General features: G+C 72.8%; 11 protein-coding genes and 1 pseudogene. 4 read left to right on the top strand and 8 right to left on the bottom strand.

Features of this window, described 5'->3' with window-relative positions; all coding sequences use genetic code 11:
* Nucleotides 1-124 precede the first annotated feature (124 nt).
* Nucleotides 125-1,278 (top strand): annotated as a pseudogene (locus ACF08B_RS14175) (winged helix DNA-binding domain-containing protein).
* Nucleotides 1,279-1,413: 135 nt separating this feature from the next.
* Here ACF08B_RS14175 and ACF08B_RS14180 read toward each other — a convergent pair.
* The 3 genes from ACF08B_RS14180 to ACF08B_RS14190 all read right to left on the bottom strand — a co-directional run bounded on the left by ACF08B_RS14180 (nt 1,414) and on the right by ACF08B_RS14190 (nt 6,274).
* Nucleotides 1,414-2,205 carry a S1 family peptidase gene (locus tag ACF08B_RS14180; RefSeq protein WP_392317577.1) on the bottom strand — a complete coding sequence of 264 codons (792 nt, stop codon included), beginning with the start codon at nt 2,203-2,205 and terminating at the stop codon, nt 1,414-1,416.
* A 204-nt stretch (nt 2,206-2,409) separates the two neighbouring features.
* On the bottom strand, nt 2,410-5,229 hold the full coding sequence (locus ACF08B_RS14185; RefSeq protein WP_392317578.1) for an ATP-binding protein: 2,820 nt from the start codon (nt 5,227-5,229) through the stop codon (nt 2,410-2,412).
* Between the two features lie 160 nt (nt 5,230-5,389).
* On the bottom strand, nt 5,390-6,274 hold the full coding sequence (locus ACF08B_RS14190) for a response regulator transcription factor (protein ID WP_392317727.1): 885 nt from the start codon (nt 6,272-6,274) through the stop codon (nt 5,390-5,392).
* A gap of 109 nt (nt 6,275-6,383) precedes the next feature.
* Between ACF08B_RS14190 and ACF08B_RS14195 the strand changes: the two genes are divergently transcribed.
* Together ACF08B_RS14195 and ACF08B_RS14200 are read left to right on the top strand one after the other, a co-directional pair.
* The gene (locus ACF08B_RS14195) at nt 6,384-8,057 is read left to right on the top strand and encodes an AMP-binding protein (RefSeq protein ID WP_392317579.1); all 1,674 of its coding nucleotides are present in this window, start codon (nt 6,384-6,386) and stop codon (nt 8,055-8,057) included.
* The gene (locus ACF08B_RS14200) at nt 8,054-9,664 is read left to right on the top strand and encodes an AMP-binding protein (protein ID WP_392317580.1); all 1,611 of its coding nucleotides are present in this window, start codon (nt 8,054-8,056) and stop codon (nt 9,662-9,664) included. Before ACF08B_RS14195 ends, ACF08B_RS14200 begins: the two co-directional genes overlap by 4 nt.
* Nucleotides 9,665-9,814: 150 nt before the next feature.
* Here ACF08B_RS14200 and ACF08B_RS14205 read toward each other — a convergent pair whose 3' ends face one another.
* Complete coding sequence (locus ACF08B_RS14205; RefSeq protein WP_392317581.1) at nt 9,815-10,591, bottom strand: hypothetical protein; 777 nt, start codon at nt 10,589-10,591, stop codon at nt 9,815-9,817.
* Nucleotides 10,592-10,840: 249 nt separating this feature from the next.
* On the opposite strand from ACF08B_RS14205, the gene gcl reads away from it, so the two are divergent.
* On the top strand, nt 10,841-12,628 hold the full coding sequence (gene gcl / locus ACF08B_RS14210) for a glyoxylate carboligase (protein ID WP_392317582.1): 1,788 nt from the start codon (nt 10,841-10,843) through the stop codon (nt 12,626-12,628).
* Nucleotides 12,629-12,822: 194 nt separating this feature from the next.
* On the opposite strand, the gene ACF08B_RS14215 is transcribed toward gcl, so the two are convergent.
* From ACF08B_RS14215 to ACF08B_RS14230, 4 genes are all read right to left on the bottom strand, one after another.
* The gene (locus tag ACF08B_RS14215) at nt 12,823-13,536 is read right to left on the bottom strand and encodes a TIGR04222 domain-containing membrane protein (protein WP_392317583.1); all 714 of its coding nucleotides are present in this window, start codon (nt 13,534-13,536) and stop codon (nt 12,823-12,825) included.
* Nucleotides 13,537-13,696: 160 nt separating this feature from the next.
* A complete protein-coding gene (locus ACF08B_RS14220) occupies nt 13,697-13,930 on the bottom strand; it encodes a hypothetical protein (protein WP_073897192.1) in 234 nt (77 codons plus the stop codon).
* Between the two features lie 402 nt (nt 13,931-14,332).
* Nucleotides 14,333-15,796 (bottom strand): catalase, encoded by a 1,464-nt coding sequence (locus tag ACF08B_RS14225; protein WP_392317584.1) that lies wholly within the window; start codon nt 15,794-15,796, stop codon nt 14,333-14,335.
* A gap of 223 nt (nt 15,797-16,019) precedes the next feature.
* Nucleotides 16,020-16,910 (bottom strand): 2-hydroxy-3-oxopropionate reductase, encoded by an 891-nt coding sequence (locus ACF08B_RS14230; protein ID WP_392317585.1) that lies wholly within the window; start codon nt 16,908-16,910, stop codon nt 16,020-16,022.
* Nucleotides 16,911-16,950: the final 40 nt, after the last annotated feature.

The raw sequence follows: 16,950 nt of genomic DNA on the forward strand, positions 1-16,950 counted from the left end.
TACGAGAAGGATAGCCACCCGGGGGTCCCCGGCCGGGTGCCCGCGTCGCCGTGCCGTCCGGGGGGAATCGCGGACAGAGGTTGTCCGCGACGGGCGTTAGCGTGCGTCCATGACGAACAGCGGCGTGACGACCGGCGGCGGGACGACGAGCGGTACGAGGAGGCGCGCGGTGCGCGGCGGCGCGGCGGCCGCTCCCGTACTGGACGTCCGGGCCCTGAAAACCGTGCCACCCTCGACCGGCAGCTCCTGCTGCGCCGCTCCCCGCTGCCGGTTCAGGACGCCGTACGGCATCTGCTCGGCCTCCAGGCGCAGAACGTCAAGCCCCCCTACGTCGCTCTCGCGGCCCGCCTCGACGGCTTCGCACCGGAGCTGTTGTCCGACCTGATGGCCCGCCGCGAGGTGGCCCGGATCGTCACCCTGCGCTCCACCATCCACACCCACACCGCCGACGACTGCCTCGACCTGCGGCCCCTCGTGCAGCCGGCCCGCGACCGCGAACTGGGTCACTTCCGCGCCGGACTCGACGGCGTCGACCTCGGCCGGCTGGCCGCGCTGGCCCGTGAGCTGGTGGAGGCGGAGCCGCGGACCATGGCCGGGCTGCGGCAGGCGCTCGGCGCCCAGTGGCCGGACGCCGACCCGCGGGCCCTGGCCGTCGCCGCCCGCTGCACGCTGCCGCTCGTCCAGGTCACCCCGCGCGGTCTGTGGGGCGGGAGCGGCCAGGTCGCCCTCACCACCGCCGAGCACTGGCTGGGCCGCCCCGCCCGGCGCGCGCCGGCCACGGAGTCCGTGGTCCTGCGCTACCTCGCGGCCTTCGGCCCGGCCTCCGTCAAGGACATGCAGACCTGGGCCGGACTCACCCGTCTGCGGGACGCCTTCGAGCGGCTGCGCCCGCGGCTGCTCACCTTCCGCGACGACAACGGCGTCGAGCTCTTCGACCTGCCCGACGCCCCGCGGCCGGACCCGGACACCCCCGCGCCGCCGCGCTTCCTGCCCGAGTTCGACAACCTCCTGCTGTCCCACGCCGACCGCGCCCGCGTCGTACCGCCCGCGCTGCACGGCCGGAACTGGCAGGGCAACCAGGCCTACCGGACCGTTCTGGTCGACGGCTTCCTCGCCGGGCTGTGGAAGCCGGACGGCGACGCCCTCGTCGTCGAGTTCCTCACCGAGCCGACCAGGGCCCAGCGCGCGGCGGTGGCCGCGGAGGGGGAGCGGATGCTGCGGGTCCTCGACCCGGGCGGCGCGCACGACGTCCGGTTCGGCGAGGTCGCCCGGTCCTGATCCGGCCGGCAGGCCGGACACGGAGCCGGACATGGATAGGGGGGGGGGGGGGGGGGGGGGGGGGGGGGGGGCCGCCCCCCCCCCCCCCCCCCCCCCCTGGCAATTACCCGAGGGATGCTCGGGAAGTCTTCCGGGTCACGAGTTGACCTGCGTGGTCACCAGGTTCGAGAAGGTGGTCAGCCGGGTGTACACACCCGGGTAACCCGCCTCCGCGCACCCCTCGCCCCAGGAAGTGATCCCTGCCAGGGCGCCCCCGATGAGCAGGGGACCGCCGCTGTCGCCCTGGCAGGTGTCTACGCCGCCGGACGTGTATCCGGCGCACACCATGTCGGACTGTACGAAGTCCGAGCCGTAGGAGGAACGGCAGCTGGAGTCGGACACGATCGGGACGGTCGCGGTCCGCAGCTGGTTGGAGGAGCTGCCGTTCTCCGAAGTGGTGCCCCAGCCGAGGATGCGGGCCGTGCTGCCGGCCGCGTACACGCTCGTCTGGGAAGAGCTGACGTACTTCGCCGCGGTGTACGGCATCGACGTCGAGAGGGTCAGCACGGCCACGTCGTCGCCGTTGGTGGCGTCCGTGTAGTCCGGGTTGATCCAGATCTTGCTGACACGGCTCACCGTGCCGTTGGTGCCGCTCAGATAGGTCCGGCCGCCGACCACGCGGACGCTGCCGGTGGTCTCGCCGACCATGCAGTGCGCCGCCGTCACGACCTTCTTGGGCGCCACGAGGGTGCCGCCGCAGAACTGGTTCTGGGACGCGTCCGTGATCTGCATCATGAACGGGTACGCGGTCGTCGTGGTGGTCGTGCCGCCGACGATGGGCTGGGGGGCGGCGCTCGCGGTGGGGGAGGCGAGCATCCCGGTCGCCGCCGCGGCGGCGGTGGCCGCGATGACCGCGGCGGTCTGTCTCGCACGTCTGAGCCCGAACATGAGTCTCCTCAGTGGGGGTTGCACCGGTGGGGGGTCGCGCGGGTGTGGGTTGTGCATGGGGGTCGCGGGACCGACCCCCATATGCCCGGGCGAGCGGCACGCCCTTTACGCTAGGACCCGGACCCTCGGCTCCCAATGAGGGAACCCCCTAGGGGGTGGGGTGAGGGAAAACCCTCGGTCCGGATCAGTTAACAAGAGCGCTGCTCAGTGCGCCCGTCGACCTGCCGCCAATCGGACGATGTCGACGCGCGAGCGGATCCCCAGCTTGCGGTACACCCGGGTCAGGGTGGCCTCCACCGTCTTCACGCTGATGAACAGCCGCGCCGCGATCTCCCGGTTGGTGGCACCCTCCATGACCAGCGCGGCGACCTGACGCTCCATCGCCGCGAGGATGTCCAGCGCGTCCAGCGCGTCCGGCACGGCGAGCGCGGGCGCCGGCTCGGGGGCGGTCAGCGACTCCTCCACCTGGCGCAACCAGGGCAGCGCCCGGCAGCGGCGGAACATCCGGGTGGCCTCCTCGAAGGCCGCGGTCTTCGGGCCCTGGCCCGGCAGCCGGGCCAGGGCGAACGCGGCCCGCGCCTCCTCCAGGCCGTAGCCGAGCTCGGCCAGCCGCGACTGAGCGGACGTCAGCTGGGCCACGGCGGCCTCCAGGTCGCCCCGGGCGGCCCGCACCAGGGCCTCGGCCCGGCCGAGGACCGCGAGGACACTCGCCCGGTGCAGGCGCAGCGCGTGCTCCCGGCTCACGTCGATGACGTTCTGCGCCTCGGCCGTCTCACCGATGCGGACCAGCGCCTCGGCGAGGTCGCCCTGCCAGCGGCCGCGGGCCGGATCGGTGATGCCGAGGCCCAGTTCCAGGCTGCGCACCCGGCGCAGCGAGCGGACCGTGCCCGCCGGGTCCCCGGCCACCAACTGGGCGTGCCCGAGGGCGCCCAGGGCACGGGAGAGGTACATCTGGTCGCCGTCCTCCTCGGCGTGCTCCACCGCCTCCCGGGCGAGGGCCAGCGCCCGGTCCACGTCCCCGCCGGAGGCCTCCGCGAGCGAGGTGAGCATCGCCGAGGCGGTCTCGCCGATCCCGGAGTCCCGGGCGAGCCGCAGGCTCTCGCGGGCGAGCTCCAGCGCCCGGCCGCAGTGCCCGGCGCGCAGCTCGGTCTCGGCGAGCCCGCGCAGGAAGTGCACCTCGCTCTCCACCGAGCCGCGCCGGCGCACCTCCCGCAGCAGCGCGGTGACCGTGGTCCGGGCCTCGGCGAGCTGGTCGCCCATGACGAGCCAGCGGAACCGGGCGCTGCCCGCGCCGTTGTGGTGCCAGGCCACCCGGGGGTCCTGGGGCTCCGTCAGGGCTTGTTTGATGGTGCGGGGCGCCTCCGGGTGGCCCATCAGGGTCTCGGTCTGCGCCTGGAAGGCGAGGGAGAGCAGTTCGGTGCGCCGGTCCGCGCCGCGCGCGGCCAGCTCGGCGGCGTGCGCGGCCGCCTCCCGTGCCTCGGTGAAGTCGCCCTCCACGATCAGCGCCCGCCAGGCCAGCTGGTAGTGGACCAGCGCCAGCAGCCGGGGGTCGTCACCGGCGTCGGCGAGGGCCTGCGGGAAGACGGCGTCGACCTCCGCCATGGTGTGGCCGGCGGTGTCGATGACGATCATCCAGGCCCGCACCCGGTCGGCGGGCACGCTCGCCCGGGACAGCACCTCCCGGGCGATGTCGCGGGCCAGGTCCACCTCGCCCGCGGTGATCGCGTCCTCGGCGGCCTGCAGCCGGCGCTCCTCCTGGGTCGGCGTGCCGTCGGCGGGCGTGTGCCGGGCGGCCAGCAGCCCGAGCTGGGCGGCGACCGAGGGCGCCCCCCGGTCGCGGGCGAGCGAGGCGGCCTCGGCCAGCCGGGCGGCCACCAGCGGATCGGTGCCGGTGGTGGCCAGGGCCAGGTGCCGGGCCCGCTCGATCGGGTCGGAGGCGGCGGTGGACAGCGCCGCGTGGGCGGCCCGCCGCTCGTGGGCGGGCGCCTCCGCGTAGAGCGCGGCGGATATCAGCGGGTGCGCGAACCGTACGGCGGGCGCGTCCGGCTCGGTGGCCAGCAGCCCGAGTTCGGCGGCCTGGGCGCATTCGGCCTCGGCGTTCTCCCGGCCGGCGGCGTGCAGCAGTGCCGGGGTGGGGCGGGCACCCGCGCTGGCCACCAGCAGGGTGCGGCGGGCCTCCACGGAGAGCATGTCCAGGCGGCTGAGCACCAGGGCGCGCAGCGAGGTGGGCACGGGCAGCGGTTCGCCCGGCCGCGGCGGGGTGCTGCTCTCGGCGAGCGCGCGGCCGAGTTCCAGGGCGAACAGCGGGTTGCCGCCGCTGGTGCGGTGGATCTCGCGGACCGTGGAGCGGGGCAGGCCGCCGTGGCCGCGGTGGTCGAGCAGCTGCGCGACCTGGGCGCGGGAGAGCGGGCCGAGCCGGACGGCCAGCGTGCCCGGCGGGCAGGCGCGCAGATGGCGGTCGTACTCCTGGCTCTCCTGGCCCTCCGTCCGCACCGCGCACAGCAGTTGCACCGGGGTGCCCTCGAGGCGCCGCGCGGCGAAGCCGAGCAGTTCGGCGCTGGCCGGGTCGAGCCACTGCAGATCGTCGGCGACGAGCAGCACCGGGCCCTCGGCGGCCAGGGCGCGCAGCGCGGAGAGCACCGCGAGGCGCAGGGCGAGCCCGTCGCGCTGGAGGCTGGACTCGCCGCGGCCGGTGAGCGCCGACTCCAGGGCGGTGCGCTGGGCGGCGGGCAGCCGGGGGGCGACGTCGTCGAGGACCAGACCGAGGAGGTCGGCGAGGGCGAGGAAGGGCAGGTGCGATTCGGACTCGGTCGCCGAGCAGCGAAGGACGGTGCGCGCGGTGGCGGCATATTCCTCGGCCAATGCCCGCAGGACGGTGGATTTGCCAATTCCGGCGGGGCCGTGCAGCAGCACGCTGCCGCCCGAGGCGAGTTGGTCCCGGGCGCCGGTGAACAGCTCGTCGCGGCCGATGACCAGGTCGGGGCGGCACCTGGCAGGCTCCTGGAAGTCCCGTCGCACGGTCACCGCTCCCCTCGTGTCGTGTCCGGGCCAAATTCTAGGCAACGATCCTTGAAATTCGGACGGAAGCCGTGGTGAGGGAAATAACAAACGGTCAAAGCATAGGTAAATTCAAAGCGTCACCGCATGAATGAAAAGGTTTCCTCACCGGTCCCGTCCGGTTCGTCTACGGCAGCAGCCCCGCTCTGCGGGCCGCCGTCACCGCCTCCCCTCGGGTGTGCGCGCCCAGCTTCCGCATCGCCGAGCGCAGGTAGCCCTTGACCGTCTCCGGGCGCAACCCGAGCCGCTCGGCCACGGCCGTGTTGGTGGCACCCGCCGCCACCCAGGAGAGCACGTCCAGTTCGCGTGGCGCCAGGCTCGCGCCGTCGGCCGGCCGCGACGCGGTCAGCAGTCCGCACGCCGCCAGCAGTTCCGCCCGCAGCTCCGGGTCGGCGATCCGCGGCGCCAGCGCCCGCAGCGCCGCGTGCGCCTCACGCACCTGCTCCCAGGCCGCGCCCCGCTGCGTGCCGCCGGGCTCCGGCCGGACCGCCGCCAGCAGCCCCCGCGCCTCGTCCCGCACCACCAACGCCTGCTCCATGTCCCGGGCCACCGCCATCGCCGCGCCCAGCACCCGGTCCCCCAGGGGCCGGGGCGAGCGCAGCGCGCCGTACAGCACCCCGCGCACCCGCCGCCGTACGACGACCGGCACCGCCAGCACCGAGTGGATGCCCTCGGCGGCCACCGGCGCGTCGTACTCGTGACTGATCTGCCGGGAGCTGGAGTAGTCCGTCACCGCGCACGGCCGGGCCAGCGCCACCGCCTTGCCGCCGAGCCCGTTGCCCGAGGTCACCGTGAGGGAGCGCAGGGCGGCCGTGTTCGTACCGCTGAGCTCGGTGATGCGTATCCGCGGCCGGCCGGGCTCGACCAGCCCGCCGAAGGCCACCGGGAGCCCGGTCGCGCGCCGCAGCCGGGCCGGGGCGCCGCCGATCTCCACCACTCCCGTCACCTCCGCCGTCACCTGTTCGCCGATTCGGCTTCCCACACCCCCGTTCGGGGGTAGTGAGACCTGCATCACGGATTAGACGATGCCAGAGAGCCGCCCGGCAATGGTCCGGAACAGGGGAGTGGCCCCCGGGCACCGGCGCCCGGGGGTGAACGACCGGAAAGCATGGAGGACGCAGATGACGACGGCGACCGAGGCCTTCAGGGGCGCCCGGGACTTCCTGCTGGAGCACCGCGAGGACTACACAGCCGCCTACGACGGGTTCGCCTGGCCGCGGCCCGAGCATTTCAACTGGGCGCTGGACTGGTTCGACGTGATCGCCGAGGGCAACGACCGGACCGCCCTGCACATCGTCGAGGAGGACGGCGCCGAGACCCGGCTGTCCTTCGCGGAGATGGCCGAGCGCTCCAACCGGGTCGCGCACTGGCTGCGCGAGCGGGGCGTCGCCGCCGAGGACCGCATCCTCGTCATGCTCGGCAACCAGGCCGAGCTGTGGGAGACCGCGCTGGCCGCGATGAAGCTGCGTGCCGTCGTCATCCCCGCCACCCCGCTGCTCGGCCCGGCCGACCTGCGCGACCGTGTCGAGCGGGGCCGGGTGAAGCACGTGATCGCGCGGGCCGAGGACACCGCCAAGTTCGACGACGTGCCCGGCGCCTACACGCGGATCTCCGTCGGCGGCCTGCCGGAGGAGGGCTGGGAGCCGTACGAGGACGCCTACGCGGCACCCGCCGAGTTCCTCCCCGACGGCCCCACCCTGGCCGACGACCCGCTGATGCTGTACTTCACCTCGGGGACCACCGCCCGCCCCAAGCTGGTCGAGCACACCCACACCTCGTACCCTGTCGGGCACCTGGCCACCATGTACTGGATCGGCCTGCAGCCCGGCGACGTCCACCTGAACATCTCCTCGCCGGGCTGGGCCAAGCACGCCTGGTCCAACCTGTTCGCCCCGTGGAACGCGGAGGCGACCGTCTTCATCCACAACTACACCCGGTTCGACGCGGCCCGGCTGATGGCCGAGATGGACCGGGCCGGGGTGACCACCTTCTGCGCCCCGCCGACGGTGTGGCGCATGCTCATCCAGGCGGACCTCGGCCAGCTGCGCACCCCGCCCCGCGAGGTGGTGGCCGCCGGCGAGCCGCTGAACCCCGAGGTGATCGAGCAGGTCAGGCGGGCCTGGGGCCTCACCGTCCGGGACGGCTTCGGGCAGACCGAGACCGCCGTCCAGGTCTCCAACAGCCCCGGCCAGGTGCTCAAGACCGGTTCGATGGGCCGGCCCAGCCCCGGTTACCGGGTCGAACTCCTCGACCCGGTCTCCGGCGCCCCCGGCGCCACCGAGGGCGAGATCTCGCTGGACCTCTCCGAAAGCCCGGTCGGCCTGATGACCGGCTACCACGGCGACCCCGACCGCACGGCCGAGGCCATGGCGGGCGGCTACTACCGCACCGGCGACATCGCCTCCCGCGACGAGGACGGCTACCTGACCTACATCGGCCGCGCCGACGACGTCTTCAAGGCCTCCGACTACAAGATCAGCCCGTTCGAGCTGGAGAGCGCGCTGCTGGAGCACGAGGCGGTGGCCGAGGCGGCCGTCGTGCCCGCGCCGGACGACCTGCGGCTCGCCGTCCCCAAGGCGTACGTCGTCCTCGCCGAGGGCTGGGAGCCCGGACCCGGCACCGCGAAGGCCGTCTTCGAGCACTCCCGCCAGGTGCTCGCCCCCTACAAGCGCATCCGTCGGCTGGAGTTCGGCGCGCTGCCGAAGACCGTCTCCGGCAAGATCCGCCGGATCGAGCTGCGCGAGGCCACGGCCGCCGGCTCGGCCGACGAGTACCGCGAGGAGGACTTCCGGTGACCGCACAGCTGTCGTACACCCACGGGACGGGAACCACCGCCCTGCTCGGCGACACCATCGGTGCCGACCTGGACCGGGCGGTGGACGCGTGGCCCGACCGGGAGGCCCTGGTCGACGTCCCCACCGGCCGGCGCTGGACGTACGCCGCGTTCGCCGCCGACGTCGACCGGCTGGCGTGCGCGCTGCTCGCGAGCGGGATCGCCAAGGGCGACCGGGTGGGCATCTGGGCGGTCAACTGCGCCGAGTGGGTGCTCGTGCAGTACGCCACCGCACGCGTCGGCGCCGTCATGGTCAACATCAACCCGGCCTACCGCACCCACGAGGTCGAGTTCGTCCTCAACCAGGCGGGGATCTCCCTGCTGTTCGCCTCCCTCAGCCACAAGTCGAGCGACTACCGGGCGATGGTCGAGGAGGTCCGCGGCCGATGCCCCCGGCTGACGGAGACCGTCTACATCGGGGACCCGGGCTGGGAGGCGTTCACCGCACGCGGTTCGGACACCCCGCGCGACGAACTGCGGGACCGCGAGGCGTCGTTGTCCTGCGACGACCCCATCAACATCCAGTACACCTCGGGCACGACCGGCTTCCCGAAGGGTGCCACCCTCTCCCACCACAACATCCTCAACAACGGCTACTTCGTAGGAGAGTCGATCTCCTACTCCGAGCAGGACCGGATCTGCATCCCGGTGCCCTTCTACCACTGCTTCGGCATGGTCATGGGGAACCTGGCCGCCACCTCGCACGGCGCCTGCATGGTGATCCCGGCCCCGTCCTTCGAACCGAGGGCCACCCTGGAGGCGGTGCAGCGGGAGCGCTGCACATCCCTGTACGGCGTCCCGACGATGTTCATCGCCGAGCTGAACCTCGCGGACTTCGCCTCCTACGACCTCTCGACCCTGCGCACCGGCATCATGGCGGGCTCGCCCTGTCCGGTGGAGGTGATGAAGCGGGTGGTCGCCGAGATGCACATGGAGGAGGTCTCCATCTGCTACGGCATGACCGAGACCTCACCGGTGTCGCTCCAGACGCGCATCGACGACGACCTGGAACACCGCACCGGGACCGTCGGCCGCGTCCTGCCGCACCTGGAGGTCAAGGTCGTCGACCCGGCCACCGGCGTGACGCAGCCCCGGGGCACGGCCGGCGAGCTGTGCACCCGCGGGTACAGCGTGATGCTCGGCTACTGGAACGAGCCGGAGAAGACCGCCGAGGCCGTCGACGCCGGCCGCTGGATGCACACGGGCGACCTCGCGACGATGCGCGAGGACGGCTACGTCGAGATCGTCGGCCGCATCAAGGACATGATCATCCGGGGCGGCGAGAACATCTACCCGCGCGAGATCGAGGAGTTCCTCTACGCGCACGCCAAGATCAGGGACGTCCAGGTCGTCGGCGTGCCGCACGAGAGGTACGGCGAGGAGGTGCTCGCCTGCGTCATCCCGCACGATGCGGCCGACCCGCCCACGCTGGAGGAGGTGCGCGCCTTCTGCGAGGGCCGGCTCGCCCACTACAAGATCCCGAGCAGGCTCCGGATCCTCGACTCCTTCCCGATGACGGTGTCCGGAAAGGTGCGGAAGGTCGAACTGCGGGAGAAGTTCCAGGTGTGACCGCGCGGGAATCGAGCATGCGCTGATTGCTCGAGGACGGGTCCCGGTCGTCGGAGCGCGCTGTCGGCGGCGTACTCGGCCCGGGACCCGTCGGCGTTCCGGACGGGCGCCGTCCGCGGACGGGATCCGGTGGTGCGCCGCCCCACGGTGTCAGGTGCGCCGGTCCCGCGCTCCGCCCCCCGGGGCCGGGGCCCCTTCGCCGTGCAGCGCCTCGGCCGGGTCGTTCACCGGCTGCGGGGCTCCGGCGAGGTCCAGGACGAACAGCGGGACGCCGAGCGAGGCGGCGCGGGTTTGGGCCTCGTCGGTGTAACCGGCCAGGGAGAAGTAGACGCAGTCCGCCGATTCCGTCATCGCGGTCAGCCACAGGCACTCCACGTCCCGCGGCGCGGCCGGCCGCACGGTCGGGTCCACCTGGGCGAGCAGGCCACGGGCGGCGAGCCCGATGCCGTTCGGCGGCCGCTGGTCGGCGCGGCGGACGTCCCGGTAGCCGAGCCAGCGCAGATAGAGCGCGGCGGCGGTGACGGCGTCACGGGCGGTGCGAATGGCGCGGGGCTGGAAGGCGGGCCGCCGTGCCGCGGCGGCCTCCCCGGCATCCGGACTCCCCGGCGCCTGCCGCGGCGCGCCCCGCGCCGCCGTCTTGGTCAGGGGCCCGGCGGACGTCCCGGGCGCAGCCGTCACCGGGACGCGCAGCACCGTGCCGCACGGGCAGCCCAGCTCCGGCCGGGGCCACTGGTTGCGGCGCCCGCACACGGCACACGGCACGGTGAGCCACTCGTCGTCCCAGGCGCGGTGCGCCGAGACGGCCGGTTCGGTGGCCGGATCGAGCCGCGGGGCGGTGGGCGCGCCGCACGCGCACGGGTAGGCCGGCGCGGTGTAGAGGTGCGCGCGCCGGCAGGCGGGACAGCGCACCGGCACGCTCTCGGGCATGGCCCACTCCAAGGCGTCGCGTCGGAACGGCCGTCGGGCGACGGCGGACCCATCGTCCTCCTCCCGCACCCCCCTTGTCCGGCGCTTGCCGTGTCCCGGTGTCTCTTGACGCGATTCACCGACCCCCTTACATTGCTTCCAGATAGTAGAAGTTAGATTCCGCAATGCGGAAGATTGCCAATCTGGAGACTGTGCTCACCGCGGGGCGCGACGGGAGTACGCATCCGACAGCCGAAGCAGGAGTACTCGATGGCCCGTATGACCGCTGCCCGCGCGGCAGTTGAGATCCTCAAGCGCGAGGGCGTCTCCGACGCCTTCGGTGTGCCGGGCGCGGCGATCAACCCGTTCTACAAAGCCCTCAAGGAGGGCGGCGGCATCAACCACACCCTCGCCCGCCACGTCGAGGGCGCCTCGCACATGGCCGAGGGCTACACCCGGACCCGGCCGGGCAACATCGGTGTCTGCATCGGCACGTCCGGCCCGGCCGGCACGGACATGATCACCGGCCTCTACTCCGCCATCGGCGACTCCGTCCCGATCCTGTGCATCACGGGGCAGGCGCCCACCCACGTGATCCACAAGGAGGACTTCCAGGCCGTCGACATCGCCTCGATCGCCAAGCCGGTCACCAAGATGGCGGTGACCGTCCTGGAGGCCGCGCAGGTCCCGGGCGTCTTCCAGCAGGCCTTCCACCTGATGCGTTCCGGCCGCCCCGGCCCGGTCCTGATCGACCTGCCGATCGACGTGCAGCTCACCGAGATCGAGTTCGACCCGGAGACCTACGAGCCGCTGCCCGTCTACAAGCCGGCCGCGACCCGTGCCCAGATCGAGAAGGCGATCTCCTTCCTGCTGGCCTCCGAGCGCCCGGTCATCGTCGCCGGCGGCGGCGTCATCGGCGCCGACGCCGCCGATCTGCTGGTCGAGTTCGCCGAGCTGACCCGGACCCCGGTGATCCCTACCCTGATGGGCTGGGGCACCCTGCCCGACGACCACGAGCTGAACGCCGGCATGGTCGGTGTCCAGACCTCGCACCGGTACGGCAACGCCACCTTCCTGGAGTCGGACTGCGTCCTCGGCATCGGCAACCGCTGGGCCAACCGTCACACCGGCTACAAGCTCGACGTCTACCGCGGCGACCGCAAGTTCGTCCACGTCGACATCGAGCCCACCCAGATCGGCAAGATCTTCCCGCCGGACTACGGGGTCGTCTCCGACGCCAAGGCCGCGCTGGAGCTGTTCGTCGAGGTCGCCAGGGAGCTGAAGGCCGACGGCCGGCTGCCCGACCGTACCGAGTGGGTCGCCTCCACCCAGGAGCGCAGGGCCACCCTGCTGCGCCGTACGCACTTCGACGACGTGCCGATGAAACCGCAGCGCGTGTACGAGGAGATGAACAAGGCCTTCGGCCCGGACACCCGGTACGTCACCACGATCGGCCTGTCCCAGATCGCCGGCGCGCAGATGCTGCACGTCTACAAGCCGCGCCACTGGATCAACTGTGGTCAGGCCGGCCCGCTCGGCTGGACCATCCCGGCCGCGATCGGCGTCGCCAAGGCCGACCCGGACGCCCCGGTCGTCGCGCTCTCCGGCGACTACGACTTCCAGTTCATGATCGAGGAGCTGGCGGTCGCCGCGCAGCACCGGATCCCCTACGTCCACGTGCTGGTCAACAACGCCTACCTGGGCCTGATCCGGCAGGCGCAGATCGGTCTCGACATCAACTTCCAGGTGAACCTGGAGTTCGAGAACATCAACACGCCGGAGCTCGGCGTCTACGGCGTGGACCACGTCAAGGTCGCCGAGGGCCTGGGCTGCAAGGCCATCCGGGTCACCGAGCCGGGCCAGCTGGGCGCGGCCTTCGAGCAGGCCAAGAAGCTGGCCGCCGAGTACCGGGTGCCGGTCGTCGTCGAGGCGATCCTGGAGCGGATCACCAACATCTCCATGAGCCGCACGATGGACATCAGCGACATCTCCGAGTTCGAGGAACTGGCCACCGAGCCAGGCCACGCGCCGACGTCGGTGAAGCCGCTGAAGGTCTGACCCGCCCGACCCGGAAGGGGCGGACCGTCCGGAAGGACGGTCCGCCCCTTGGTCGTGCCGCTCCCGCGTGCGCGGGGCTCACCGGACCTCCGTCCCGCGTGCGGGTGCGTGCCGTGGCCGCCGCCGGTGCGGCGCGGTGCCGGGCCCGGTCGAGCCCGGGCCTTTGTGTCCGCCGTAGGCGCCGGGGGTGGGGCTCAGCCGTAACCGCCGCCTCCGCAACCGCCGCCGTGGTCGTGGCCGCCGCCGTGCCCGCCGTAGTCGCCGCCGTGGGCGTGGCCGCCGTGGCCGGTGTCGTGGGTATGGGCGCCGGTGCCCGGACCGTGGGGCTCCTCGTGCCCCACGTCGCCCGCGATGCCGCGCAGGCCGCCGCCCCGGCCGAAGGGGAAGAGCCCCTCGTCGGCGAGGGCACCGCGGCCGGTGAGCCCGGAGTCGCGGGCGAACACCGGCACCAGCGCCGTCAAAGCCCGCGCGCCGTGCAGCGCGACGGTGAGCAGGACCTGGTCGTCGGGCAGGCCGTCGGGGCCGTCCGGCAGCGGATGCAGCGCACGCAGCGCGGCCAGCTCACGGCGGGCGGCCCGGGTGGGCCCGGGCGGCAGCGACCGCAGCAGTCCGGCGGCCCTCAGCTCGGCGCGCATCCGGGCCAGGGCCCGGCGTACCACCGCCCGGCCGGGCAGCTCCCGCGGTCCGGCGGGCCGGTACAGACCGGTGCGCACCGCCTTCTCCAGCGGGTGGCGGAAGGGGCCGGCGTCACCGGGCCCGCCGGCCCTGCGCAGGGTGCCGGGCCGGCCGGCCTCGACCACGCCGCGCAGATGCAGTCCGAGCACGGCGACGGTCAGCGCGGCGCGGTCGCCGCCCCGCAGCAGGGCGACCGCGCAGGCGTCCGGTGGAATCGATGTCGTACGGCCCACGGCTCACCCCCGCGAGGGGGCCCGCCGCCCCCGTGCCGGCGGGCCCCGTCTGCTGGTGACATGCCCGCGCGCGGGGGTGGCCGAAGCATGGTCCGCGCTGTTCAGAGGTTGATTTGAGGATGGCGTAGTGCCGCTACGGTCCCTGCCGTACGCGGCGCGGCTACCACTCGTGCTCGGAGAGTCCGGGCCAGTCGTCCGGGCCTCCGCCCTGCCACTCGATCAGATCGCTCTCCTCCACTTCGATCCGGTCCAGATCGGCCAGCCGCAGGATCTCCACGACGTCGTCCAGGTGGGAGGCGATGCCCAGGGTCACCTCTCCCTCGGTGACCCGGCGGGAGCCGTCCAGGGCGGGCGAGTGGACCACGATGTGCGGGTACTGCGTCGGATTGCCCATGGCATCAGCGTCCTGCGGAAGGGGCCCCCGCGCACGCCGGGGCCGGGACGACGCGAAGCGCCCCCTGGGCAGGGGGCGCTTCGGTGTCCGGTGATGGCCGTCCGACGGCGCGAGGCTGGGCGCGACAGGTCGTTCGCGCCGCCGGACGGGGCAGGTGGCCCCCGGTAGGGGGCTGGGTGGGACCGCGGCGGATGCGACGGATCCGGGTGCTCTTCCCTCAGGTCGAGAAGGGCAGGCCGTTCCTTCACCACCGCACTGGCTCGCACGCCGCCGCGGTCCTCGCCCTGCCCGCGCCTCCACCGACGGCCACCCCTCATCCGGGCCGTCCGGTGTACTGCGCGGGCCGCGTCCGGAATCATGACCTCCCGTCAGATTCCGTACGCTGCTTGCGGGTTCCTGGGATCAGTCCTCGCGCAGGGCGCGGACCGCCGCCTCCACGCGCTTGCCGTACTCCGGGTCGGCGGCGTGGAAGTGGGCCAGGTTCTTCTCGATCACGTCGTCGCGGGAGACCTGCGAGAGGCCGCCGGCGATGTTCGCGACGAGACGCGACCTCTCCTCCTCGGACATCAGGCGGTACAGGTCGCCCGCCTGGACGAAGTCGTCGTCCTTGGTGTGGAGGGGAGCCTCGTGGGTGCCGGTGTGACCCGACACCGGCAGGGGGGCCGACAGCGGGCGGCCGGTCTCGACCGGGCCGTCGTAGGAGTTCGGCTCGTAGTTCTTGGCGCCGCGACCCTGGCCGTTGACCGCCATGAGGCCGTCCCGGCCGTAGTTGCGGGCGCCGCCCGGGACCGCCTTGGGGGCGTTCACGGCGAGCAGGGTGTGGTTGACGCCCAGGCGGTAGCGGTGGGCGTCCGCGTAGGCGAACAGCCGGCCCTGGAGCATCTTGTCCGGCGACGGACCGATGCCGGGCACGAAGTTGTTCGGGGAGAACGCGGCCTGCTCGACCTCGGCGAAGACGTTGTCCGGGTTGCGGTCGAGGACCAGGCGGCCCACCCGCTGGAGCGGGTAGTCCTTGTGCGGCCACACCTTGGTGAGGTCGAACGGGTTGAAGCGGTAGTCGGCCGCCTCGGCCGCCGGCATGAGCTGCACGTACAGGGTCCAGGACGGGTGCACGCCCCGCTCGATGGCCTGCAGCAGGTCCGTCTGGTGGGAGTTGGCGTCCTGGCCCACGGTCTCCGCGGCCTGCTCGCTGCTCAGGCTGCGGATGCCCTGGTTCGTCTTGAAGTGGTACTTGACGAAGAAGGCCTCGCCCTGCGCGTTCGTCCACTGGTAGGTGTGCGAGCCGTAGCCGTTCATGTGGCGGTACGACGCCGGGATGCCGCGGTCGCCCATCAGCCAGGTCACCTGGTGCGTGGCCTCGGGGGCGTGCGCCCAGAAGTCCCAGACGTTGTCCGGCTCCTGCCTGCCCGTGAACGGGTCCCGCTTCTGCGAGTGGATGAAGTCGGGGAACTTGATCGGGTCCTTGATGAAGAACACCGGGGTGTTGTTGCCGACGAGGTCGTAGTTGCCCTCCTCGGTGTAGAACTTCACCGCGAAGCCGCGGGGGTCGCGCACGGCGTCCGCGCCGCCGAGGGAGTCGGCGACCGTCGAGAAGCGCAGGAAGACCTCGGTGCGCTTGCCGATCTCGCTCAGGAAGTCGGCGTGGGTGAAGCCGGTGACGTCGTCCGTCACCTCGAAGTGGCCGTACGCGCCGGAACCGCGGGCGTGCACGACGCGCTCCGGGATCCGCTCGCGGTTGAAGCGCGCGAGCTTCTCCAGGAGGTGCTGGTCCTGGAGGAGGAGCGGGCCGCCTGCGCCGGCGGAGGCGGAGTTCTGGTTGTCGGCGACCGGGGCGCCGGACTCTGTCGTCAGCACGCGCTTCGACATCGGGGACCTTCCGTGCGAGAGGGCAGCGGGAATCTGCGGAACCGCTAAATCTTCGGAATCTTCGGAAACAGATTTCCGCTTCATGGAGCTTCCGCTGGCGTGAGCCTAGATTTGGGTGGACGGGGCGTCAACAGTTTGTTGAAGTGGATTCCGGGCGGCGCCGACGCCTGGGCGCGACAGGACAGGTGTCGGCGGCGGCGCCGCCCGGAAGTCTCGGGGTGCGTCAGACCTTGGCGCCGGAGAGGCGCTCCACGGCCCGCAGCAGGGCCGAGTGGTCCAGGCCGCCGTCGCCCTGGGCGCGCAGGGAGGCGACCAGCTGGGCGACCACGCCGCCGACGGGCAGGGCCGCGCCGACGTTGCGGGCGGCGTCGGTGACGATGCCCATGTCCTTGTGGTGCAGGTCGATGCGGAAGCCGGGCTTGAAGTCGCGGGCCAGGAAGTTGTCCTTCTTGCGCGTCAGCACGGTGGAGCCGGCGAGGCCGCCGTTGAGGACGTCCAGCGCGGCCTTGAGGTCCACGCCCGACTTCTCCAGGAAGACCACGGCCTCGGCGCACGCCTGGATGTTCACGGCGACGATCAGCTGGTTGGCCGCCTTCACGGTCTGGCCGGAGCCGTGCGGGCCGCACAGCACGATGGTCCTGCCGAGGGCGTCGAAGATCGGCTTGGCCTCGTCGAAGTCGGCCTGGCCGCCGCCGACCATGATCGACAGCACGGCCTCCACGGCGCCGGCCTCGCCACCGGACACGGGGGCGTCCAGCACCCGGATGCCCTTGTCCTTCGCGGCGGCGGCCAGGTCCACGGAGGTCTGCGGGGTGATCGAGGACATGTCGATCAGCAGGGCGCCGGACCTGGCGTTCTCCAGGATGCCGTCGGGGCCGTAGGCGATGGCCTCGACGTGCGGGGAGGCGGGGACCATGGTGATCACCACGTCGGCGTCCCGGACCGCCTCGGCGATCGAGCCGGCCGCGGTGCCGCCGGCGGCGGCCAGGCGGTCCAGCTTGTCCTGCTCCAGGGTGTAGCCGGTGACCGGGTAACCCGCCTTGACCAGGTTCTCGGACATGGGGGAGCCCATGATGCCGAGGCCGATCCAGGCGATCTTGGGAAGGTTGCTCATCTCGGGGGTGCCTCTCTGACTGCTCTGCGAAGTCGGGGGG

This window comes from Streptomyces sp. NPDC015139, from assembly GCF_043079785.1.
Lineage (GTDB): Bacteria > Actinomycetota > Actinomycetes > Streptomycetales > Streptomycetaceae > Streptomyces > Streptomyces albidocamelliae.